Source organism: Amycolatopsis sp. MtRt-6, assembly GCF_017308975.1.
Classification (GTDB): domain Bacteria; phylum Actinomycetota; class Actinomycetes; order Mycobacteriales; family Pseudonocardiaceae; genus Amycolatopsis.
Window position 1 is genome coordinate 1 of sequence record NZ_JADWPD010000001.1, and the last position, 21,672, is coordinate 21,672.

General features: G+C 70.8%; 24 protein-coding genes, 1 tRNA gene and 1 pseudogene. 11 read left to right on the forward strand and 15 right to left on the reverse strand.

Annotated elements, in window-relative coordinates:
* The first annotated feature begins 25 nt into the window (after positions 1–25).
* Positions 26–700, forward strand: coding sequence for a BON domain-containing protein (locus I4Q55_RS00005; RefSeq protein ID WP_206783924.1), 675 nt, complete (start codon positions 26–28; stop codon positions 698–700).
* An 86-nt stretch (positions 701–786) separates the two neighbouring features.
* Here I4Q55_RS00005 and I4Q55_RS00010 read toward each other — a convergent pair whose 3' ends face one another.
* Positions 787–954 (reverse strand): hypothetical protein, encoded by a 168-nt coding sequence (locus I4Q55_RS00010; protein ID WP_206783925.1) that lies wholly within the window; start codon positions 952–954, stop codon positions 787–789.
* A gap of 17 nt (positions 955–971) precedes the next feature.
* Between I4Q55_RS00010 and I4Q55_RS00015 the strand changes: the two genes are divergently transcribed.
* Entirely contained in the window at positions 972–1,607 is a 636-nt protein-coding gene (locus I4Q55_RS00015; protein ID WP_206783926.1) for a hypothetical protein, read from the forward strand.
* Positions 1,608–1,629: 22 nt separating this feature from the next.
* Here the strand turns inward: I4Q55_RS00015 and I4Q55_RS00020 are convergent, their stop codons facing one another.
* The 4 genes from I4Q55_RS00020 to I4Q55_RS00035 form a co-directional block, all read right to left on the reverse strand.
* A complete protein-coding gene (locus tag I4Q55_RS00020) occupies positions 1,630–2,286 on the reverse strand; it encodes a phosphoribosyltransferase (protein ID WP_206783927.1) in 657 nt (218 codons plus the stop codon).
* Positions 2,287–2,418: 132 nt separating this feature from the next.
* Positions 2,419–3,540 (reverse strand): GAF domain-containing protein, encoded by a 1,122-nt coding sequence (locus I4Q55_RS50885; RefSeq protein ID WP_374194432.1) that lies wholly within the window; start codon positions 3,538–3,540, stop codon positions 2,419–2,421.
* Positions 3,533–3,979 carry a DUF5994 family protein gene (locus I4Q55_RS00030; protein ID WP_206783928.1) on the reverse strand — a complete coding sequence of 149 codons (447 nt, stop codon included), beginning with the start codon at positions 3,977–3,979 and terminating at the stop codon, positions 3,533–3,535. Before I4Q55_RS00030 ends, I4Q55_RS50885 begins: the two co-directional genes overlap by 8 nt.
* A complete protein-coding gene (locus tag I4Q55_RS00035) occupies positions 3,976–4,998 on the reverse strand; it encodes an acyl-CoA desaturase (RefSeq protein WP_206783929.1) in 1,023 nt (340 codons plus the stop codon). The genes I4Q55_RS00030 and I4Q55_RS00035 overlap by 4 nt, the downstream gene beginning before the upstream one ends.
* A gap of 250 nt (positions 4,999–5,248) precedes the next feature.
* Here I4Q55_RS00035 and I4Q55_RS00040 point away from each other — a divergent pair.
* A pseudogene (locus I4Q55_RS00040) lies at positions 5,249–5,673 on the forward strand (DUF6292 family protein).
* Positions 5,674–5,807: 134 nt separating this feature from the next.
* On the opposite strand, the gene I4Q55_RS00045 reads toward I4Q55_RS00040, so the two are convergent.
* From I4Q55_RS00045 to I4Q55_RS00055, 3 genes are read right to left on the reverse strand one after another with little or no spacing between them, the layout of a single operon-like run.
* Entirely contained in the window at positions 5,808–6,206 is a 399-nt protein-coding gene (locus tag I4Q55_RS00045; RefSeq protein WP_206783930.1) for an arsenate reductase ArsC, read from the reverse strand.
* On the reverse strand, positions 6,190–7,257 hold the full coding sequence (arsB, locus tag I4Q55_RS00050; RefSeq protein WP_206783931.1) for an ACR3 family arsenite efflux transporter: 1,068 nt from the start codon (positions 7,255–7,257) through the stop codon (positions 6,190–6,192). Before arsB ends, I4Q55_RS00045 begins: the two co-directional genes overlap by 17 nt.
* A complete protein-coding gene (locus tag I4Q55_RS00055) occupies positions 7,254–7,616 on the reverse strand; it encodes a metalloregulator ArsR/SmtB family transcription factor (protein WP_206783932.1) in 363 nt (120 codons plus the stop codon). Before I4Q55_RS00055 ends, arsB begins: the two co-directional genes overlap by 4 nt.
* 80 nt (positions 7,617–7,696) lie before the next feature.
* On the opposite strand from I4Q55_RS00055, the gene I4Q55_RS00060 reads away from it, so the two are divergent.
* Positions 7,697–8,158 (forward strand): ArsI/CadI family heavy metal resistance metalloenzyme, encoded by a 462-nt coding sequence (locus tag I4Q55_RS00060; RefSeq protein WP_206783933.1) that lies wholly within the window; start codon positions 7,697–7,699, stop codon positions 8,156–8,158.
* A gap of 43 nt (positions 8,159–8,201) precedes the next feature.
* Here the strand turns inward: I4Q55_RS00060 and I4Q55_RS50480 are convergent, their stop codons facing one another.
* Together I4Q55_RS50480 and I4Q55_RS00075 are read right to left on the reverse strand one after the other, a co-directional pair.
* Positions 8,202–9,413: a GNAT family N-acetyltransferase gene (locus tag I4Q55_RS50480; protein WP_307793085.1), complete on the reverse strand. Its 1,212-nt coding sequence runs from the start codon at positions 9,411–9,413 to the stop codon at positions 8,202–8,204.
* The gene (locus I4Q55_RS00075) at positions 9,410–9,742 is read right to left on the reverse strand and encodes a helix-turn-helix transcriptional regulator (RefSeq protein ID WP_206783934.1); all 333 of its coding nucleotides are present in this window, start codon (positions 9,740–9,742) and stop codon (positions 9,410–9,412) included. Before I4Q55_RS00075 ends, I4Q55_RS50480 begins: the two co-directional genes overlap by 4 nt.
* Before the next feature lie 694 nt (positions 9,743–10,436).
* Between I4Q55_RS00075 and I4Q55_RS00080 the strand changes: the two genes are divergently transcribed.
* On the forward strand, positions 10,437–11,477 hold the full coding sequence (locus I4Q55_RS00080) for a site-specific integrase (RefSeq protein ID WP_206783935.1): 1,041 nt from the start codon (positions 10,437–10,439) through the stop codon (positions 11,475–11,477).
* A gap of 295 nt (positions 11,478–11,772) precedes the next feature.
* Here the strand turns inward: I4Q55_RS00080 and I4Q55_RS00085 are convergent.
* Positions 11,773–11,848 (reverse strand) — tRNA-Lys (locus I4Q55_RS00085).
* Positions 11,849–11,959: 111 nt separating this feature from the next.
* On the opposite strand from I4Q55_RS00085, the gene I4Q55_RS00090 reads away from it, so the two are divergent.
* Entirely contained in the window at positions 11,960–12,496 is a 537-nt protein-coding gene (locus I4Q55_RS00090; protein ID WP_206783936.1) for an AAA family ATPase, read from the forward strand.
* 63 nt (positions 12,497–12,559) lie between these two features.
* On the opposite strand, the gene I4Q55_RS00095 is transcribed toward I4Q55_RS00090, so the two are convergent.
* The gene (locus I4Q55_RS00095; protein ID WP_206783937.1) at positions 12,560–13,408 is read right to left on the reverse strand and encodes a DUF11 domain-containing protein; all 849 of its coding nucleotides are present in this window, start codon (positions 13,406–13,408) and stop codon (positions 12,560–12,562) included.
* Positions 13,409–13,619: 211 nt separating this feature from the next.
* On the opposite strand from I4Q55_RS00095, the gene I4Q55_RS00100 reads away from it, so the two are divergent.
* The 3 genes from I4Q55_RS00100 to I4Q55_RS00110 all read left to right on the forward strand — a co-directional run bounded on the left by I4Q55_RS00100 (position 13,620) and on the right by I4Q55_RS00110 (position 17,012).
* The gene (locus I4Q55_RS00100) at positions 13,620–14,162 is read left to right on the forward strand and encodes a DinB family protein (RefSeq protein ID WP_206783938.1); all 543 of its coding nucleotides are present in this window, start codon (positions 13,620–13,622) and stop codon (positions 14,160–14,162) included.
* Between the two features lie 280 nt (positions 14,163–14,442).
* A complete protein-coding gene (locus tag I4Q55_RS00105) occupies positions 14,443–15,891 on the forward strand; it encodes an adenylosuccinate lyase family protein (RefSeq protein WP_206783939.1) in 1,449 nt (482 codons plus the stop codon).
* 101 nt (positions 15,892–15,992) lie between these two features.
* On the forward strand, positions 15,993–17,012 hold the full coding sequence (locus I4Q55_RS00110; protein WP_206783940.1) for an SCO0930 family lipoprotein: 1,020 nt from the start codon (positions 15,993–15,995) through the stop codon (positions 17,010–17,012).
* A 75-nt stretch (positions 17,013–17,087) separates the two neighbouring features.
* Here the strand turns inward: I4Q55_RS00110 and I4Q55_RS00115 are convergent, their stop codons facing one another.
* On the reverse strand, positions 17,088–17,675 hold the full coding sequence (locus I4Q55_RS00115) for a DUF4383 domain-containing protein (protein ID WP_242545083.1): 588 nt from the start codon (positions 17,673–17,675) through the stop codon (positions 17,088–17,090).
* A 190-nt stretch (positions 17,676–17,865) separates the two neighbouring features.
* On the opposite strand from I4Q55_RS00115, the gene I4Q55_RS00120 reads away from it, so the two are divergent.
* The gene (locus I4Q55_RS00120) at positions 17,866–18,747 is read left to right on the forward strand and encodes a hypothetical protein (RefSeq protein ID WP_206783941.1); all 882 of its coding nucleotides are present in this window, start codon (positions 17,866–17,868) and stop codon (positions 18,745–18,747) included.
* Positions 18,748–18,752: 5 nt separating this feature from the next.
* Here the strand turns inward: I4Q55_RS00120 and I4Q55_RS00125 are convergent, their stop codons facing one another.
* Both I4Q55_RS00125 and I4Q55_RS00130 read right to left on the reverse strand, forming a co-directional pair.
* Positions 18,753–19,961 carry an esterase family protein gene (locus I4Q55_RS00125; RefSeq protein ID WP_206783942.1) on the reverse strand — a complete coding sequence of 403 codons (1,209 nt, stop codon included), beginning with the start codon at positions 19,959–19,961 and terminating at the stop codon, positions 18,753–18,755.
* 106 nt (positions 19,962–20,067) lie between these two features.
* Positions 20,068–21,063, reverse strand: a complete 996-nt coding sequence (locus I4Q55_RS00130; protein WP_242545084.1) for an alpha/beta hydrolase — start codon at positions 21,061–21,063, stop codon at positions 20,068–20,070.
* Positions 21,064–21,218: 155 nt separating this feature from the next.
* Here I4Q55_RS00130 and I4Q55_RS00135 point away from each other — a divergent pair, with 155 nt between their 5' ends.
* Entirely contained in the window at positions 21,219–21,668 is a 450-nt protein-coding gene (locus I4Q55_RS00135) for a MarR family winged helix-turn-helix transcriptional regulator (protein ID WP_206783943.1), read from the forward strand.
* Positions 21,669–21,672: the final 4 nt, after the last annotated feature.

The following is a 21,672-nucleotide window of genomic DNA, read 5'->3' on the forward strand; positions in this document are numbered from 1 at the left end:
GGCGCGGGCGGACCACCCTGGAGGAATGACACAGATCCAGCACCGGCCCGACCACCACCTCAAGACGGCCGTCACCGACGAACTCGCCTGGACTCCCAGTGTCAACGCCGAAGCAATCGCCGTGAGCATCGACGGCGGTGCCGCGACGCTCGCCGGGCACGTCGGCACCTACCCCGAGAAGGAAGCGGCCCTGCGCGCCGCGACCCGCGTCTACGGCGTGACCACGACCGTGGACCGGATCCTCGTCCGGCACGGCCACGCGGTTCCGGCCGACGTCGATCTCGCCCGGGAAGCCATGGCCGTGTTCGACCGCCGCACGGTTCTCGTGCCCAAGAACTCGGTGCAGGTCGACGTGCGCGACCAGGTGATCACGCTACGCGGCTCGGTGGACTGGCACCACGAGCGCGAAGCCGCCCGCCGGGCCGTTGCCGCGCTCCCCGGCGTCAGCGGCGTGCGGAACCTGATCACGCTGCGGCCCGCACCGGGGGTCACCGCGGCCGAGACCAAAGCGCAGATCCTCGCGGCTCTGGCCCGGCACGCGCCGGGGTTCGCGCAGCACGTCGAGGTCGCCGTCGACGACGGCCAGGTCACCCTGACCGGCGCCGTCCTCACCCCGGCCGAACGCCGTTCGGCCGAGCAGACCGCGTGGTTCGCCTCCGGCGTGACCGCGGTCGACAACCAGGTGAAGCTCTCCGGCTGAGCCCTCGCCCGCCGGCCGGCCCCCGGAACTCCGCAGTGTCCTGTGCGAAAAGGACAGGGCACTGTGGACCCGGTTGACGGGTAGGCTCAGTCCGTTTCACGCCCCGGTGGCATGGCGGCCAGGCGGGCGTGCAGGCGTTCCCGGACCTCGTCCGGCGTGTAGGCCCGCCGCCGTCGCTCCTGGCGCGCGATCACCACCCCGGTCGCGGCGACCCCAACAAGCCCGGCCAGTCCCAGTGTCTTCCACCAGCGCATGGGCCTAGGCTACTGCCGTGCCGGGGACCGAGCTCGATCTCGACGAAGCCGTGGCCGTGACGCGCACGGGCGACCTGTGGCTGTTCCGGGGCCGGTCCGCGGCCGACCGCACGATCCGCGTCGTCACGAACAGCCCGGTCAACCACGTCGGCATGGCCGTGGTGATCGAAGACCTCCCGCCGCTGATGTGGCACGCGGAGCTGGGCCGCTCGCTGCCGGACGTGTGGTCGGGTACCCACCACCGAGGCGCCCAGTTGCACGACCTGCGCCAAGCCGTGCTCGTCTGGGCCGAGCGGTACCACCAGCGGGTCTGGCTGCGCCAGCTCGACCACCCGATCACCGGTGAGATGGAGGACGCCGCCCTGCGCACGATCGCGCGGCTCGACGGCACACCGTTCCCCTCCACCGCACGCCTCGCGTCCCGCTGGCTCGGCGGACGGCTACCGTCCCGGAAACGGAACGCCCGGGACACCGGCCTCGAGTCCGGCTACTGCGCCGAGATCGTCGCGCTGACCTACGAAGCCATGGGCCTGCTGCCACCGGGCCGCCGACCGAACTGGTACGACCCGGGCCGCTTCTGGAGCGGCGACCACCTCGACCTGACCAATGGCGCCACCCTGGGTCACGAAATCGCCGTGCTCCTGCCGGGCTGAACTTGCTTGTCCACGGTGGACGTCAGCGCGGAACCTCGGTCGGCCGGCGGGGTTCGCGGTGCAGCAGTTCCAGCGCGTCGGTGTCGGCGACCGCCGGGAACTTCCGGTAGCTGTTGCCGACCGCGTGCAGCCAGGGCAGCGGGCGCAGGCAGACGAACTGGTCGACCTCGCGGGCGAGCCGGTCGAGGACGGGTGCCTGGGCGACCGGGACGGCCAGCACGATCCGGCGCACCTGGCGGGCGCGCAGGACGCGGATGGCTGTGTGCGCGGTCGTGCCGGTGGCGGCGCCGTCGTCGGCGAGCACGACCGTGCGGCCGGCGATCGGCACCGGCGCGACGTCTCGCCGGTAGACGGCGACCTGCCGGGCCAAGCCGCGCCGTGCTCCATCGGCGAGCCTGGTGAGCCCGTCCGCCGAGATGTCGAACCGGCGGATCGCGCCGTGGTCCCAGACGACCAGCCCGCCCTCACCGACGGCACCGAGCAGCACCGGCGGCGGTCCGGCGGCCTCGATCCGGGAGGTGAGCAGGATGTCCAGCGGCGCCCCGAGGACGTCGGCGATCTCGGCGGCGACCACGAGCCCGCCCTCGGACAGGCCGAGGACCACGGCGCGGTCGCCGCGCAGCTGGCGCAGGCGGAGGGCCAGTCGCTCGCCCGCCTCCCGGCGATCACGGAACCGCATGGGCACTCCTGGGAGTCGAAGCCGCTCGGCCGTCTCCCAGCATGACCGCACCACATCCGCGGGCGTGAGGGCCGTTGGTCACCACAAGCGGACCGTTCGGCACCTTTCGTGCGTCAGTCCACAAAGGATTGCTCAGTGCGGGTGGCGCACCGTCGACGAGGCCAGCACGCCCGCCGGGGTGAGGTTCCGGTCGGCCAGAGCGCGGGCCACGTCGCCGAGCCGGAGGTTGTTGCGGCGGGCGTAGGCGCGCAAGGCCGCGAACGCCGCGTCCATGCTCAACTGCCCGCTGACGGCCAGCATGAAGGCAGCCGACGATTCAGGAGAGGGTGGGCATGCCCGACCGTGAACGACAGGTGACCCGGGCCTTCGTGGCGCTGGCGGACACGCTGGTCGATGACTACGATGTCGCCGACCTGCTGCACACGCTGGTGGAGCAGTGCGTGCAACTGCTCGACGTCGCGGCGGCCGGGCTGACGCTGGCCGACGAGCGAGGCGGCCTGCAGGTGCTGGCGTCTTCCAGGGTGTCCCCTGCCGGAACTCCTCGTCCAATCGCAGCCGCCCGGCGACGATGTCGGCCGCGACGTCCAGCAGGGGACGTCCGTGACCGAACGCGTAGGCCCGCAGCCGGGCCAGCGCGGCCGGGGCGGGCAGGTTCAGGTGCGCGATCAGCATCCCGGTGGCCTGGTGCACCTCCCGGAACCGCATCGCCGTGCCCGCCATCCACCGCCCGTCGCCGTCGAGCCAGCGATCGCCCCCGTCCCGCAGCCCCGACAGGGCGAGCGCCGCGATGTCGGCCACCTGCAACGCCGTCGACAGTTCGGCGGCGCCGAGCGAGCCCGGCGTCGAGCGGTAGGTGTCGAGGGTCGCCACCCACACCGCCCCGATCTGGAGCGGGACGGTGAACAACGCGGCCACCGGCTGCGCCGTGGCCTCGGCAGCGAACACCGGCCACGACGGCGGCGGCCCGGCGGCCAGATCCGGCACCAGGACCGGCCCGCCCACGGCCGGGGCCTCGAAACACGGTCCTTCACCAAGGGAAACCTGCAGCTCCGCCAGCGCGGCGCTCACCGCGTCACTGGCGTAGACGATCTCGCGGAGCCCGGCGCCCGCCACCACCGACACCGCCGCGCCATCCACCGGCAGCAGGCGCACACACTCCCGGCACACCCGGCCCACGACGTCGACCCCGCTGCCGGTCCCGTCCTCGCCCAGCGCGGCCAGCACGCTCGCGCGCAGGACCTCGACCTCAGCCACCGCGGACGGAGCGGGATCCTCGCGGCGACCCGCTGCGCGCGGCGAGGATGTCCTCGGCACTGGCCGTGCCGTCGGGGTCCGCGGCCGTCCGCAGGGCGGCGGTGGCGGCGTCGCGCGCGGTGTCCGGCGCCACAACGAGCAGAATCAGGCGCCGCTGCTGCGTGCCGATGAGCGCGAGGGTGTCCGCCTGCATGGAGTGGAACCCTTCCAACCGGACGAGGCGGCCGTCCACCACGAGCTTGCGGTGGGCGATCTCCCAGCCGTCGCCCAGCGGGTAGCTGATCCGCTCGACCTCGCCCACCCGGTCACGCACCGCCGCGAAAACGTCGGGGAACTCGACGCCGGCGTCACGGGAGCGTGGCCACCACGCTCCGTCGACACACCCACCGCCGGCAGCCGGTTTCAGCTGCAGGCGGACCTCGTCACGTGCGGCGGTCATGACCGGCTCCCGTGCTGCCGGTCCGGGGTCTCGGTGAGCAGGCCGCGCTCCAGCTTGCCGAACCCGCGGGGTGCCGCGGAGTATCCCGGGTTGAGCTTGCGAGCCAGTCGTTCGGGCTTCGGCCAGCGGACGTCGGTGGCCCAGCCGAGCTTTTCGAACAGCCAGATCAGGCGCGCGGACATGTCGAGCTGGCCGCGGCGGACGCCGTGGCGGGCGCCGGTGGGGTCGGCGTGGTGGGAGTTGTGCCAGGACTCGCCCATGGAGGCGATGGCCAGCGGCCAGAAGTTCGCGGACTTGTCGCGAGCGGCGTAGGGCCGCTCACCGATCATGTGGCACAGCGAGTTCACCGACCAGGTGACGTGGTGCAGCACGGCCACCCGGACCAGGCTGGCCCAGAAGAACGCGGTCAGCGCGCCCCACCAGGACATCGTCACCAGCCCGCCGATCAGCGCGGGGCTGAGCAGGGTGACCACGGTCAGCGCGGGGAACCAGCGGTCGATCCGGGCGATGTCGCGGTCGGCGAGCAGGTCGGGAGCGAAGCGCTGCGCGTTGGTCTTCTCCCGGTCGAACAGCCAGCCCATGTGGGCGTGCCAGAACCCCTTGGCGAGCGCGGCGGCGGAAGTGCCGTAGCGCCACGGGGAGTGCGGGTCGCCGTCGCGGTCGGCGAAGGCGTGGTGGCGGCGGTGGTCGGCGACCCAGCCGATCACCGGGCCCTGCATGGCCATGCTGCCGGTGACGGCGAGCGCGATCCGCAGGCCACGGTGGGCCTTGAACGCGCCGTGAGTGAAGTAGCGGTGGAACCCGATGGTGACCCCGAGGCCGGTCAGGAAGTAGAACCCGACGGCCAGGCTGATGTCGGTCCAGCCGAGGCCCCAGCCCCACGCGAAGGGCACCGCGGCGGCCAGCGCCAGCAGCGGCACGACCGCGAACAGCTTGACGAGGAAGGTTTCGGTGCCCGATTTTTCGCCCGCCAGCATCGGTTCCGCGGCCTGGGGTGGACGTTGCAGTGTTTGTGTCATGTCGATCGCTCTTTCCGTGACGTACCTGTCCGCCAGGGTCTGGGGCGATCAAGTTCCGGGTACCCGCTGACGGCGGTCTGAACCCGGGGGATGGTGGAGGCTGCCGAGATGTCCTCGCCGCTGCTGGGCGGAAGAGAGCGTGCAACCACTTGTTACAACGAACGAGCCGTCGGAATGGTTCCCGTCCGGGTGACTCTTCGGCCGCCGACCCGTCCGACACGCCGCCGAGAGGTCCTCTAGCGTGGCGGACATGGAACACGCCGAACCCGACACCCGAACCCTCGAGCGCGCTCTCGGCGAGTACGTGCGGGCGGTGGCGGCCGCGGTCGGTGTCCCGCACGAGAGCACCACGGTCGAAGTCAGCGACACGGCCACCGCCTACCTCGGCCTGCCGCGGCGGGGCCCGGCCGGCCCGACCACGACGTCATGCTGGTGTGGAACGAACGGCGGGGGTGGTCGCTCGCGGTGGAAACCGATCCCACCGCGGCCCCGATCGTCCTCGCGCACCACGGCGACGACGTCGTGCCCGCCCCGGCCGCGGTGGCGCGGTTCGTCGCCGACACCGCGGCCGGGCGTCCCATGGGTCAGACGCCGGCCGGCCCGGCGACCACCGCGACGCGCAGGTCACTGGCCGAGCGGCTGAAGCCCTACCTCCGCGACACCCCGGGCGGCTGACCGAGTTCCGGACGTTCGGCTTCCGATGGCCAGGTACGCGAGCCCGCACGGCGGTATGTTCAGGAAGAAGAGGTAAGACAGCACGCCCCAGACGGTGCTTTCGGGTGGCGCATCAGATCGTAAGTACCGCGGGCTCAACGGAGTTCGGCGAGCAGTCCCCGCACCCGCCGATCGATCTCGTCCCTGATCGGCCGGACGTCCTCGACACCCTTGCCTGCGGGGTCCTCGAGCTGCCAATCCAGGTACCGCTTGCCCGGGAAGACCGGGCAAGCGTCGCCGCAGCCCATCGTGATCACGACGTCGGCGGCTTCCACCGCGTCGGTCGTCAGCTTTTTCGGGACCTCGCGGGACAGGTCGAGCCCGATCTCGGCCATCGCCTCACGCACGGCGGGGTTGATGCTGTCGGCGGGCGCGGAGCCTGCCGAGCGGACGTCGACCGCGCCGTCGGCGTGGTGGGCGAGCAGCGCGGCGGCCATCTGGGAGCGGCCGGCGTTGTGCACGCAGACGAAGAGGACTTCAGGTTTGCGAGTCACGGATACTCCTGGTGAAGCGGCGCCGCAGCGCGAGGGAGACGTACACGAGGGCGACGAGCACGGGAACTTCGATCAGCGGGCCGACGACACCCGCGAGCGCCTGCCCGCTCGCGGCTCCGAAGGTCGCGATGGCCACGGCGATGGCGAGTTCGAAGTTGTTGCCCGCGGCGGTGAACGCCAGCGTGGTCGTTCGCTCGTAGCTCAGCCCCACGGCTTTGCCGAGCGCGTAGGACCCGGCCCACATCAGTCCGAAGTAGACCAGCAGCGGAACCGCGATGCGCGCGACGTCCAGCGGACGGCCGGTGATCTGGTCGCCCTGCAAGGCGAAGAGGATCACGATGGTGAACAGCAGCCCGTACAGCGCGACGGGCCCGACCTTCGGCAGGAAACTCGTCTCGTACCAATCGCGGCCCTTCGCGCGTTCGCCGAAGCGACGGCTCAGGTAGCCGGCGACCAGCGGGACACCGAGGAAGATCAGCACGCTCTTGGCGATCTGCCACCCGGACACGGCGAGGTCGGCCTGCAGGAGACCGAGCCAGCCCGGCAGGACCGCGAGGTAGAACCAGCCGAGCAGCCCGAACGCGATCACCTGGAACACCGAGTTCAGCGCGACGAGCACGGCGGCGGCCTCCCGGTCGCCGCAGGCGAGGTCGTTCCAGATGATCACCATGGCGATGCAGCGGGCGAGGCCGACGATGATCAGCCCGGTCCGGTACTCCGGCAGGTCCGGCAGCAGCAGCCAGGCCAGCGCGAACATCAACGCCGGACCGATCAGCCAGTTCAGCACCAGCGACGGCCACAGCAGCCGCCGATCACGGGTGACCGTGCCGAGCCGGTCGTAGCGGACCTTCGCCAGCACCGGGTACATCATCACCAGCAGCCCGAGGGCGATCGGTAAGGAGATGCCGTCGATCTGCACCGCGGACAGCGCGGTGTTCAGGCCGGGCACCCAGCGCCCGGCCAGCAGCCCGGCAACCATCGCGGCCGCGATCCAGACCGGCAGGAACTTGTCCAGGGTGGACAGCCGTGGCGGCGTCTCGGTCGTGGTCACGCGGTGACCGCGTCGCCCGTGGTCGTGAGTACCGCTGACAGCCGCGCCAGCACCTCGGGGTGTACGCGGTAGTAGATCCAGGTGCCGCGCCGGTCGCCGGTGATCAGCCCGGATTCGCGCAGCACCTTCAGGTGGTGGGAGATGGTCGGGCCGGTCAGGTCGAAGGCGTCGGTCAGGTCGCAGACGCACGCCTCGCCCCCGGCGTGGGAGGCGATCAGCGAGAGCAACCGCAGCCGGACGGGGTCGGCCATCGCCTTGAACAACTTGGACAGCTCAACGGCCTGATCCTCGTCCAGCGGTTCGCGGGCGAGCGGGGAGCAGCACGCGTCCATCGCGACGACCGGCAGCTGTTTCGACATGCGTCTATCTTGACAGCCTCCTAAGCAGCGAGCAAGCTGAGGCTCACTGATTAGATGAACATCTATTCAAGGAGGATCCGATGTCACGGGTACAGCTGGCCCTGCGAGTCGGGGACCTGGCCGGGTCGATCGATTTCTACTCGAAGCTGTTCGGCGCCGAGCCGGCGAAGCTTCGGCCGGGCTATGCGAACTTCGCGATCGAGGAGCCCGCGCTGAAGCTGGTGCTCCTGGAGGGCGAGCCGGGCCAGGAGACGGTGATGGACCACCTCGGCGTCGAGGTCGAATCGACTGACCAGGTCAACGCGGCGACCCAGCGGCTGACCGGCGAGGGGCTCGAGACGCTGACCGAGGACGACACCACGTGCTGCTACGCGGTGCAGGACAAGGTGTGGGTGCACGGGCCCGGCAAGGAGCCGTGGGAGGTCTACACGGTGAAGGGCGATTCGGCGACATTCAGCGCGGCACCAGTCCCTCCGGCGGCGTGCTGCACACCGGACGCCGAGATCGACGCTACGGCAAAGCCGGAGGGCTGCTGCAGCTGACGGCGCGGAGCCGGTGCGCAATCGAGGGGTGCACCGGCTCCGCTCAGCTGCCGATCCGCGAGCTGCGGCGTTCGATCATGACGACGTCCCGCCAGACACCGTGGCGCCGGCCGACGCGTTCGCGGACGCCGATCTCCCGAAACCCGGCGCGGCGGTGCAGTTCCCGGCTGGCGGCGTTCTCGGGAAACACGCCACTCTGGATCGTCCAGATGCCCGCGTTCTCGGTCGAGGCGATCAGCGCGGCCAGCAGTGCCTGCCCAACCCCGCGGCCCTGCGCCTCCGGGTCCACGTAGACGCTGTGCTCGACGACCCCGGCGTACACGCACCGCGAGGACACTGCGGAGACCGCGGCCCAGCCGATGACCCGCCCGGTCGGGTCGAGGGCGACCAGCCGGTGTTCCGGAAGGTGGGCGGCGTCCCAGGCCTCCCAGGTGGGCGCGGTGGTCTCGAAGCTCGCCTGGCCGGTGTCCAACCCGGCCTGGTAGATCGCCAGCACCTGGTCCGCGTGCTCGGCCGTCATCGTGACGACCTCGACCGGCTTGGTGGCACGGATGATCGCGGAGTGGAGCTTGTCGCCAGCCTCGTGAGTGACCTGGACATCGACGCCGACGAGCCCCGCGTCGTGCAGGAGCGCCCGGTAGCGGTCGGCGGTGAGCGCGCCGCCGAGGCACTCGACCGCACCGGCACGGGCCGCGCGTTCGGCGTCGGTGAGGCTGTCGTCAGCGAGGATGTCGGCGACGCCGAGACGGCCGCCAGGCCGCAGGACACGGGCGATCTCGCCGAACACAGCCGGCTTGTCCAACGACAGGGCGATGACGCAGTTGGAGATGACGACGTCGACCGAGGCGTCCGGCAGCGGGATCTGTTCGATGGTGCCGTTGAGGAACTCGGCGTTGGTCACCCCGGCCTGCTCGGCGTGCCGACGGGCAAGGGTGAGCATGTCGTCGGTCATGTCCAGGCCGATCGCCCGCCCGTCCGGCCCGACGCGGCGGGCGGAGAGCAGGACGTCCAGCCCGCCACCGGAGCCGAGGTCGAGCACGGTCTCGCCGGGCTTGAGCTCGGCGACGGCGAGCGGGTTGCCGCAACCCAGGCTGGTCGCGGTCACCTCGACCGGAAGCTCCGCACCGACGTAATGCACGGCGCCCAGCCGCTCGGCATCCCCTTCGCCGGCCAGTAGACCTGTTCCCTCCCCGGCCAGGGCCCGCCGGGCGGCGTTGGCGTAGCGGTCGTGGACGGCGCCGCAGTCGGGGTTCATCGGGCCTCCTCGTCGATCGTCTCGGCGAACGACCGGACCCCGCGTCCCATGACGACGTCCGCAGCGCTAGGGAAGCAGGACACGCACTCTTCGTTGACCTGGTAGAGCCGGGCGGTCCCCCGCGGCTCGACCAGCACAAACCCGGTTTCGGCGAGGACCTTCAGGTGCGCGGAGACGGTCGACTGCCCGACGCTGACCTGCTCAACGATCTCCCCCACCGTCATCGGCGTACCGGTCTCGGCGAGCAGGTTAAGGATCTGCACCCGCGTCGGGTCCGCAAGCGTCCGGAACCAACCGGCGTAGGTCTGGGCAGTGTCCCGATCCAACACAGCCACTCCTTCCATCGTAAATCGACGATAGACGATGAATGGAGGCTGTGAAAGCGAAGGTTGGGCACTGCTTCGCGCAGCATCTCGAGGTGATCGGAGACGCCCGACTCCGAGACGGCGGCGAACGCCGCAAGGCGCGGTGGCGCGGCTCCGACGACCCTGTGTCACTTCGCCCGCGGAACAGGACGCTTCGAACAGTTCACTCGCCTTCACGCCGGCCTGAACCGCCGTTCCGGCCAGCTCCGCGATCTCGTCCGCCGTCGAACGCCGGCCGCCGAACTCAACCAGGGTCCCTCGAGCACGTGCATAAACGACAAGCCAGAGGCCATGATCCGTCGGGCCGCCATCGGCCTCTCGATTCGTCGCCACCCGGGGCCCCCGCTCCGTTCCTGTGCACGAGGATGGCCGAGCCGGGTTCTATTGATATTTCGAAAGGGTCGACGTGGATTCGTTGGCGGGCGTGTTCAAACGGTGCGGGTGCCGGAGCCGGGAAACCGGACGACCATTGGGCGCGGCATGTCCCGATGTGGCACAGGAAGGACATGGGACTTGGTATTACCGCCTCGAGGTGGCACCCTGGCCGGACGGTCGGCGACGGCAGCTACGGCGCGGCGGATTCGCCACCGCGGAAGCCGCACACAGCGAACGAGACCAGTTCGGCGCAACCGGTAGGCCCGGGCCAGCGGACGCGACGGTGACCACGGAACAATGGCTGCGCCTGTGGCTGGCAACCCTCGTCCACCTCAGGGGTACCACCTTGTGCTCCTACCGCGCCAATGTCGAAACCTATCTCATCCCATCGCTGGGCGGCGTCCTGGTGCGAGAGCTCACCGCGGGCCGGATCCAGGCGATGCTGGCCGACCTCATCCGCAACGGCGGCGTGTCCGGCCAACCACTACGGCCGGGCACGCTGCGGCACGTCCACGCGACATTGCGGGCGGCGCTGAACTCCGCTGTGCGGCACGGCCTCCTCCCTGCCAATCCAGCCTGGCGCGTCCACGTGCCCTCCGGCAGGCGCCCGCACGCAGTCGTCTGGACCACACCTCGGATCGCGCAATGGCAGGCCACCGGAAAACGACCACCGGTCGCAGTCTGGACCGCCGGCCAAACCCGCACATTCCTCGACCACATCCGCGACCACCCGCTCTACCCGCTGTTTCACCTCATCGCACTGTTCGGGCTCCGCCGCGGCGAAGCCGCCGGATTGAGATGGTGCGACATCGACCTCGAACACGGCCTGTTGACCATCTCCCGCCAAATCCGCCAATACGGCCGACACCTCGAAATCGGCAAACCGAAAAGCGAAGCCAGCAACCGCGTCATCAGTCTCGACGGCGCGACCATCGCCCTGCTCCGCCAATACCGGGAATACACCGCCGGAGACGTCGACCCCGCATCGGAAGAGTTCATCTTCACGACCCGGTCCGGTGGCCTGCTCACCCCGCAACATCTGACCCACCTATTTCGCGCCCTGAACGACGAATCCGGCCTGCCACCGATCCGGTTGCACGACCTACGGCACGGCGCCGGCAGCCTTTCCCTCGCCGCCGGAAACGACCTCAAAACCGTGCAAGCCATGCTGGGGCACTCCAGCATCGTCCTGACCGCCGACACCTACGTCAGCGTCCTACCCGACCTGGCCTGCCGCGCAGCCGAAGCCACCATCCACCACGTCCTCGCCGCCGCGAAAGTCACCGGCGCGCGGCTACGCGGCACCACCGCCGCAGCGGCTTAGTCCGCTGGTCACTGCCCACTACGCGGCTACCCGCCCACAACGACTCCACCCCGGGTAGTCCGCAGCAACCCGCGAAAGGACGGCCACCGCCTCGGCGAAGGACAGGTCAGCCGAGACCTGCCCTGGCTGCGACCTGCCCGAAAACCGATTCCCACCCCGCTGCAACACCACTTCAGCGCCGCCACAGCGGCCCCGAGCCCATCACGGGCTTACCGGGAGCCCACCCATGATCACAATCAAGGCTTGCAAGATCCACAAACAAGAACATCCCCGCTGGTCAGCGGGGATGTCGATGTGGTGGGCCGCCTGGGGCTCGAACCCAGAACCTACGGATTAAAAGTCCGCAGCTCTACCAATTGAGCTAACGGCCCGTGCCCCCAGTTTAGCCAGGTACCGGTCGGGCGCTTGCACACCGGGTCCGGCTGGCGCTCACGTGCTGGCCGAGACTGGCTTCCCGCAGGCAGGCTGGCCATGATGCTCCCATGCCAGGTTCACTGCTGATCCTCACCGGGCCGCCCGGCGCCGGGAAGTCCAGCGTTGCGCGGGTGATCGCCGAAGGTGCGTCGCGGCCGGCCGTGCACCTGCACACCGACAGCTTCTACGCCTGGATCCGGACCGGGCTCGTGCCGCCCTACCTGCCCGAGGCCGACCGGCAGAACAACGTCGTGCTCGGGGTGATCGCCGAGGCCGCCTGTGGCTATGCCCGCGGGGACTATGACGTCGTGCTCGACGGTGTTGTCGGTCCGTGGGCGCTCGAGCCGTTCCGGGACGCCGCGAAGCGGGACGGTCTGGACCTCTACTACGTCGTGCTCCGGCCGAGCCTCGACGTCACCCTCGCGCGGGGGACCGCCCGCGGCTCGGCGGAACTCACCGAGGTGGAACCGCTGAAGAACATGCACGCCGCGTTCGGGGAGCTCGGCGAACTGGAACGCCACGTCGTGGACACGACCGCCCAGTCCCTCGACGAGACCGCCGACGCGGTCCGGCGCCACGCGCGCTCGGCGGCGTTCGCGCTCTGATCCCTCTATGGACGAACGCGGACGAACGCGCGGGGCCCGGGCTGAGCCCCGCGCGTCATGCCGTCAGCACTGCACGAACAAGCCCGTGTAAGCAGTGCACTTCTTCGACGCCTTGTCGTTGGCCGCCTCGGGGTCGGCCGGTGTGCTCGCCGACCGCTGTGCCGTCGCCGTGAAGGCGCCCCAGGCGAAGAAGCCGCCTTCCGAGGTGAACTTCGCCGTGGCCGACGTGCCCGGGGCCAGGGTGCCGATCGCGCAGTTCAGGGTTGCGCCCGAGCGGGTGCAGCCCGTCGTCGAGACGATCGTGCGGCCCGAGCCCGCGTTGGCCGTCACGCGGATGCCCGTCGCGGTGGCCGGGCCGGTGTTCGACACCTTGATCACGTAGTCGACGCGGGCGACCAGGCCGGCGCGCGGGGTTGCGGTCAGCGCGACCTTGACGTCGGCCTCGTCCGGCGGGGCGATCGTCACGACCGGGCCGTCTTCGACGGCGAACGCGTAGTTGTCGCCGGCGAACTGGTGCTGGAGCGTGAACTGGCCGGGTGCGACGTCGTCCTTGACGCGCAGGGTGAACTTCACCGTCCGGCTCTCGCCCGCGCCCAGGTCGCCGACGCCGCCCCGGAAGCTGCTGAGGTACGGCGCGCACGGCGCGATCGCCCCGGTGCAGGAGACCAGGTCCACCACCTCGGCGATCGGCTTCTCCTTCACGTAGAGCGCCGCCTTCGCGCCCGTGACCGTGAAGTCCGTCGGGTTGGTCAGGTGCTCGGTGACCGTGAACGTCGTGCCCGCGCGCACGGTCGTCGCGCCGACGTCGATCGTGCTCGCCGGCGTGGCCGCGGACGCGACGGTGGGGGCTACGCACAGGGCCGCGGCCGTCAGCGCGGCCAGCACGGCGGTTCTTCGTCCGGTTCGCTGCATATTCGTGATCTCCTGGTTCGAACCGAGGGGTGCCGCTCCGACCGGTGAAACTGGGCGCGCGCAGCAGGGTGACGAAGATCAGATCGCCGTTCCCCCGGATTCGTTACCGGGTTCGCCAAACCGTGCCTGAACTGGGCTTTCACCCCAGTTGCCCGGTCACCGACCGCGGCATCGCCCCGAAATTGTCAGACCCCTGTGGCACGCTCCGCACATGACCGAACACACCCTCCAGGCGGCGCCTCCGCCCCGCCTGACCAGCCCCAGAACCGACCCGGCGCCGGTCGCCGGCGAGCACCAGGCGCTCACCGAAAGCCTCGACTACTACCGGCGCACCTTCGAGCTGAAGTGCGCCGGCCTGGACCCGGCACAGCTGTCCGAACGCTCGGTACCACCGTCCACATTGACCCTGCACGGACTGCTGCGGCACCTCACCGGCTGCGAACGCTGGTGGTTCCGGACGCAGTTCGCGGGCGAGGACGTCCCGATCCTCTACTACTCCGACGACGACCCGGAGCAGGACTTCACGGACCTGGACGGCGACGTCGACGAGGCGTTCTCGTTGTGGCGCGCGGAATGCGAGCGCGCACGCGAGATCATCGCGGCCGGCTCACTCGAGCGAACCGGGATCCGCCGCAGCACCGGCGAACCGTTCACCCTGCGCTGGCTGATGCTGCGGATGATCGGCGAGTACGCACGCCACATCGGCCACGCCGACCTGATCCGGGAGCGGATCGACGGCGCGACCGGCGAATGACCGCTCAGGCGGCTGCCGTGCGGCGGCGACCGCAGCGTCAGAGAAAGGAGACGTATTCGGACTGGTGATCACCGAGTGACCGCGGCAGTTCGGCGCTGGTGGCGCCCTCCGGCAGCGGCAGCGCGAGCAGCGCGATGGCGACGACGGCGTCCGGCCTGCGACCAGCTCGGCGGCGAACCGGCAGTGTCCTCGGCGGACGGGGCGCTGGTCGTGGCGGGTGAGCGTGGCGGACCCGGTCGTGCGGCCGTCGGCGAGGGCGGTCGCGTGCGATGCTGACGCCATGACCGTCGACCCCGATTCCGGACTCCTGTCCCCGGTGCGGGCCGGTACGCCGGCCGAAGCGTCGACCGGAGACGAGGCCTGGCTGCGCGCGATGCTCGACGCCGAGGCTGCGCTCGCGCGGGCGCAGGCGCGGCTCGGGACGGTGCCGCCGGAGGCCGCGGAGGCGATCACGGCAGCCGCCGGGAGTGCGCGGATCGACGTCGTCGAGCTGGCGCGCGGGGCGCGGGCGACCGCGAACCCGGTCGTCGGCCTGGTGAAGGCGCTGACGTCGGCCGTCGGCGAGCTCGCGCCCGGTGCCGCCGAGTACGTCCACCGCGGCTCGACCAGCCAGGACATCTTCGACACCGCGATGATGCTGGTCGCCGACCGGACGTTGCGGCCGCTCGCGGCCGACCTCGACGCGACGGCCGAGGCGCTGGCCGGGCTGGCCCGCGCGCACCGGGACACGACCATGGCCGGCCGGACGCTGACGGCGCACGCGGTGCCGACGACGTTCGGGCTCAAGGCCGCGGGCTGGCGGCAGCTGGTGCTGGACGCGGCCGTCCGCATCCGTGGGGTGCTCGACGGCGGGCTGCCGGTCTCGCTGGGCGGCGCGGCCGGGACGCTGGCTGCGTACCTCGAGTACGCGAGCCTGGCCGGCGAGGCGAGCGGGGGCGGGGGCGGGGGCGGGGGCGGGGGCGGGGGCGACTATGCCGAACGGCTGACCGCGGCGTTCGCCGAGGAGACCGGGCTGGCCGTGGCCGCGCTGCCGTGGCACTCGCTGCGGACGCCGGTCGCCGACCTCGCCGGCGCGCTGGCGTTCACCGCCGGGGCGCTGGGGAAGCTGGCCGTCGACGTCGCGACGCTCAGCCGGACCGAGCTGGGCGAGGTCGCCGAGCCCGCCGCCGATGGGCGGGGCGGTTCCTCGGCGATGCCGCACAAACGCAACCCGGTGCTGGCGACGCTGATCCGCTCGGCCGCGCTGCAGGTGCCGGTGCTGGCCGCGGGGGTCACGCAGTCGATGCTCGCCGAGGACGAACGGTCGGCGGGGGTCTGGCACGCCGAGTGGCAGCTGGTCCGCGAGTGCCTCCGGCTGACCGGCGGCGCCGCGCACACGGCCGCCGAGCTGGCGCGCGGGCTCACCGCGGAGCCCGGGCGGATGCGGGCGAACGCGGCGTCGACGCACGGGCTGATCGTCTCGGAACGGCTCTCCGCCGTGCTCGCGCCGCTGCTCGGCAAGGCGAAGGCGAAGGAGCTGCTGGGCGAGGCGTCCCGGCGGGCGGTGCGCGAGGACCGGCCGCTGCGGGACGTGCTGGCCGAGCTGCCGGCCGTCACCGGCGTGCTGACGCCGGCCGCGCTGGACGAGCTGCTCGACCCCGCCGGGTACACCGGTGCGGCGGGTGCGCTGGTCGACCGTGTCCTCGGTGGCGGCGGCGCGGGTGTGCGGGAGCCGAGGCGTTCGGAGTAGCGGAAAATTCTTTGAACCGCCTCCGCCGGGGGTCCGTGTAGTGGGTATCAGGCAGCCGCACCGAGCGGCGGGAAACCCCAACGGACACAAGGAGAACTTCCATGCTTCGCACGCGCATCGCCGTCTCCGTCGCCGCGGCGGCAGCCGGGCTGGCAGTGCTCACCGCTTGCTCGGGTGTCGAGACTGCCCAGCCCGTTGTCGCTCCTGCGGCGGCCGGCGGCACCGGGGGCGGCCAGGCCCTCAACGGCGCCAACAACGGCCAGGTCGGCAACGCCGCTCCGGCTTCGAACGAAACCAAACTGGTCGTCGCCGATGTGGCCGAGGTCGGGCAGGTGCTCACCGACCAGAACGGCATGACCCTCTACCGCTTCGACAAGGACACCGCGAAGCCGCCGAAGTCCAACTGCGACGGTGACTGCGCCAAGGCCTGGCCGCCGATGCTGGCCACCGGGGACGTCCAAGTTCAAGGCGTCGACAAGAGCATGGTCGGGAAGGTGACCCGCACCGACGGGACCGAGCAGGTCACCGTCGGCGGGTGGGCGCTCTACCGCTACGCCAAGGACACCAAGCCCGGCGACGCGACCGGCCAGGGCGTCGGTGGCGCCTGGTACGCGGCGAACGCCAACGGCGGGAAGGCCGGGCAGGCCGCCGCGGCGGGTGAGTCCGAAGCCGGTGCCGTCAAGCTCAGCGCCAGCAAGATCGACGGCCTCGGCGACGCGATCGTCGACCAGAACGGGATGACGCTCTACCTGTTCCAGAAGGACACCAAGAAGAAGACCTCCGCCTGCAACGGCGACTGCGCCAAGACCTGGCCGCCGGTGCTCTCCAACGGCAAGGTCGAACTGCAGGGCATCGACTCGAAGCTGCTCGGCAGCATCAAGCGCCAGGACGGCAGCGAGCAGGTCACCATCGGCGGCTGGCCCGTCTACACCTTCTCGAAGGACACCAAGCCGGGCGACGCGAACGGTCAGGGCGTGAACGGCACCTGGTTCGTCATCGAGCCCGCCGGCTGCAAGGTCGGCAGCAACCCGGCGACCGCCCTCGGCCAGCAGCAGCAGCAGGCTCCGGCCGGCAGCGGTGCGGCGTCCAACGATTCCGGTGCCGGTGGCACCACCTACTGAACACCCCGAACGTGCTGGTGGGCGAGGCCCGGCGGACGCTCTTCGCGAGCGGCCTCCGGGCCTCGCCCGTTGTGGTCACGACGCGGGAACGCCCCGCCCTTTGTGGTCACGGCGCAGGAACGACCGGCGGCGCGGTTCCTCGGTGACCCCGTCGGTGCGGTCGATGACCTCGGTGCGCTGCTCGGCGACGACCGGCTCTTCCTCGTCCTCGGGCAGCAGGATGGTGCGGCGGGCCGGCAGCACCGCGATCAGCAGGCCGAGCGCGGCGACGCCGAGGTGCAGCCACGTGTCGGCGGGCCCGAGGTCCATCGGGTTGCCGGCGGTGGCGAACGGGTTGGTGGCGATGAGGCCGTCGATCATCAGGCCCCACACGAACAGCAGGCCGTAGCCGATGAACAGCAGCCAGCCGAACGTCCGCGCGCGGCCCGAGCCGAACGCCAGCAGCAGGCCGACCACGCCGGTCACGACGCGGACCAGGCTCATGAGCGGGTTGGCGGAGAACCGCCAGAAGCCGGTCTCGTGGTGGCCGGCGAAGTTGCCGAAGCCCGTCCTTGAAAAACCGATGATGCCGACGACGAGGAACGCGATCCCGGCCAGTCCGGCCAGCACCTGCGCCGGCTGCAGGCCGCGTACCCGGATGCGGGCGCCTTTCGCGTGAACCATGACTCCAGTCCTTCCCAGCGGGTGGTGACGACCGTCACCGCGCTGGAGTACCCCGCGACCACGGGGAGCGAAACGAAGGCGCTTGCCCGCAGGGCCCCGGTGCGTTCCCGGATCGGGGCCGCTTCGAGACCTATCCCACAAACTGACCCGTTCGGGCGAACAGCGCGCGGCCTTCCCGGCAATCCGGAGCATGCGCAAGCTGAGCGGCATCTTCCTGGTGGGGCTGTGCCTGGGGGCGATCGGCGCGGTGGTGGTGACGGCGAGTCACGGCGACGCCGCGGCAACCCAGCCGATCGCGGTCACCGAGATCGCGACGACGACGTCCGCGACGCCGGCTCCGGCACCCAAGACCGAGCCGCCGGCGACGTCCGCCACGCCGACGCCGTCGGTCAAAGCGGAGCCGGTCGAGGTGGACGCCGGGAAGCTGGACGAGATCATGCGCGACGGCACCGCCAGTGCCGTCGTCTTCGACCGGGACAGCGGCAAGGCGACCGTCTCGGTGCGCGCGGACCGCGCCTACACCTCCGCGTCGATCGTGAAGCTGCTGATTGCGCTTTCCGCACTCGAACAGGGCGGTCCCGCGGCGGATGTGCAGCGGATGCTGTCCCGCAGCGACGACGACCTCGCGAGCCGGTTCTGGTCGTCCTACGGCGGGCCGGCGATCGTCACGCGCTGGGCCAGGAAGCTGGGCCTCACCGGCACCCGGCCGCCCGAGGACGCCGGCCGCTGGGGCGACACGCGCATCACCGCGGCGGACGTCGTGAAGATCTACCGGTACCTGCTGGACCGCAAGTCCACGACGATCCTGAACGCCCTTCGCGACGCGACCGAGCGCGGGTCCGACGGCTTCCGGCAGTACTTCGGCATCCCGGACGCCGCCAAGGGGCGGGAGTGGCTGGTGAAGCAGGGCTGGTCGTGCTGCCGGCCGACGCGGATGCTGCACACGTCGGGTGTGGTCGGCAGCACCATCGTGGTGGTGCTGTCCGAACACCCCGCCAAGGTGGATTACGCGACCGGGTCGAAGCGGGTCACGGAGATCGTCTCGACGCTGCTGGGCGAAGGCGGGCGCTGAGCCGGCTACTGGTCGGTGTCCGTCAGCCCGCCGACCGCGCCCGTCCGGGGCAGCGGCCACGGCTGCACCCCGCCGGTGGTGTCGACCTTCCGGCCCGCCGGGGCCGGCGGCGTCGTGTGGGCGCCGATCCAGGTGAGGATGTCGGGGATCTGGGACTTGAAGGTGTTCATGTTGTGGCCCGCGTCCGGGACCTGCCACGACTGGAACCGGACCGGCGACCGGACGCCGGCGCGGATCAGCTCGGCCGCCGCGCTCTCGAACTTCTCCTTCTCGCCCCAGATGGCCAGGATGTCCACCGGGGACGGGTGGAGGCGGACCGTGATGCCGACGTTGTTGGCGTCGTCGACGTCCTGGCGGCCCTTGTAGAGGTTCTCGGTTTCGGCGTCCATCTGCGCGCGGTCGTAGCCGCTGACGCTCACCGCCTGGCCGTACCACTGGGGGTGGCGGGTCACGAGGTTCATCGCGCAGTAGCCGCCGGACGACCAGCCGGCGAACGTCCAGGCCTTGCGGTCCGCCGACACGCCCAGCTTCTCCAGAGCCCACTCGCGCAGGTCCGCCGTCAGGTACGTGTCGTTCGCGGTGCCGTTGACCTCGTCGACGCACTCGGTGTCGTGGCCGATCTTCGGGACGCCCGTCGGGTCCGGCATGAGCACGACGACCGGGGGCAGCGCGTGCCTGGCGATCGCCGCGTCGAGCTGTTCGGGGAGCTTGTACCCGTCGGTGACGACCTCGGGCCCGGACGGGTAGTTCGGGATCCACTCGATCGCCGGGAACTTCAGGCCCTGGTAGCTCGCTTCGAAGTACTGCGGCGGGAGGTACACCGTCACGTCCCGGGTGAGCTTGGTGCGCCGGCCCGTCACCTTCATGTGGACGACGGTTCCCTTGCCCTCCTTGGCGCGCGCCACGCCGACGTCGCGGACGAGGTCGAGGTTCTCGCCGTTCCGGCTCGTCTCGGCGTCGATGGTGTCGGCCGCGTACACGCCGGTGCCGAGCAGCGAGCCGACCGTCGGGAAGAAGCCGCCGATCATGTTGCCGGTCAGGCCGGTGGTGACGACGATGCCGACGACCGCGCAGAGGATCGTGGCGGTGCGCCCCACGAGCTTGCGCTTCCACCGCTCCCAGAACAGCGGAACGGCGATGATCGCGAGCAGGGTCACCGCGATCACGATGATCATCGTGATCGGCGAGTCGAGCCGGATTCGGCTGAGGTGCATGGCAACGGTCCTTCCGGGCGGGCAGCGAATGCGCTCCCCGACCCCCCGGGACTCGCGTACTTATCACGTTTGACCCGGCTTGCACGTTGCGGACCTGTGAGTTGGCTCATAGGTCCGCAACGTGCGGCACACTCAGCGTTTTCTCAGCTATTTCGCGAGTGCCCGCGACAGCACCGTGACGGCCGGCGGCTTCGGCGGCGTGCGTCTCGCGGAGGGCGTTCACCATCACGAAGTCGTGGATGATCCCCTGGTACCGGACGGCGGTGACGGGAACGCCGGCCTGACGCAGTTTCGCCGCGTACGCCTCACCTTCGTCGCGGAGCACGTCGGCTTCGCCGGTGATCACCAGGGCCGGCGGCAGCCCGGCGAGCTCGTCGAGCGACGCGCGCAGCGGCGACGCCGTGATTTCCGCGCGCTGGGCGGGATCCGTCGTGTACTGGTCCCAGAACCACTTCATGCCTTCGCGGCCGAGGAAATAGCCCTCGGCGAACTTCAGGTACGACTCGGTGTCGAAGTTCGCGTCGGTCACCGGGTAGAAGAGCACCTGCTGCTTGAAGGTGACGTCGCCGCGCTGCTTGGCCAGGATGGTCAGCGCCGCGGTCATGTTCCCGCCGACGGAGTCACCGGCGATCGCGATGCGCGCGGTGTCGAGCCCCTTCTCGGCGCCGTGCTGGGCAACCCACTTCGCCACGGCGTAGTTCTCTTCGATGGCGATCGGGTAGCGCGCCTCGGGCGAACGGCTGTATTCGGGGAAGACGACGGCGGCGCCGACGCCGGCCGCCAGTTCGCGGACCAGCCGCTCGTGGGTGTGGAAGTCGCCGAACACCCAGCCGGCGCCGTGGATGTAGACGATCACCGGCAGCGGACCCTCGACACCGGCGGGGCGGACGATTCGCGTCTCGACGTCGCCGTTCGGGCCGCCCGGGACGGTCAGCACCTCGATCTCGGCCGGCGCCATGGCGACCTCGCCGTCCTGGACGCCGTCGACGGCCTTGCGCCCCTCCTCCGGCGGCAGCTGGAACAGGTACGGCGGCTGGTCGGTGGCCTCCGCGAACGCCTGCGCGGCCGGTTCGAGGGCCAGGTTGTGCGGGTTGGCGGTCATCTCGTCCTCCTCGGGGGTGGAAGCTGATGTCACGAAGGTAGCTCGCAATTCAGTTGTGCGCAACTAATTTGAGCCCAATGAGATGCAGGGCACTTAAGTTGCCGTCAAGCACGATGTCGAGGACGATCGACGGGTACGACAGAAGGAGGCCGCCCATGGCATCGCTGCGGCTGGACGACCAGCTCTGCTTCGGGCTGTACTCGGCGTCGCGCGCGGTGACGTCGCTGTACCGGGTCGTCCTGGAGGACCTCGACCTGACCTACCCCCAGTACCTCGTCATGCTGGCGCTCTGGGAGCGGGACCACCGCCTGGTCAAGGAGCTCGGCACCGAGCTGAACCTCGATTCGGGCACGCTCTCGCCGCTGCTCAAGCGGCTGCAGACCGCGGGCCTGGTGGTCCGGAACCGGCAGGCCGACGACGAGCGCTCGGTCCGCGTCAGCCTGAGCGAGAGCGGGAAGGCGCTGCACGAGAAGGCGCGAGACATCCCGGACGTGATCGGCGCGGCGATGAACCTGGACGAAGCCGGGCTCGCCCGGATGCGCGCCGAGCTGGACCGGTTGACGGAGTCGGTCAACCGCTATCGGGAGGCGTTGTCGCCGTCGTGATCGT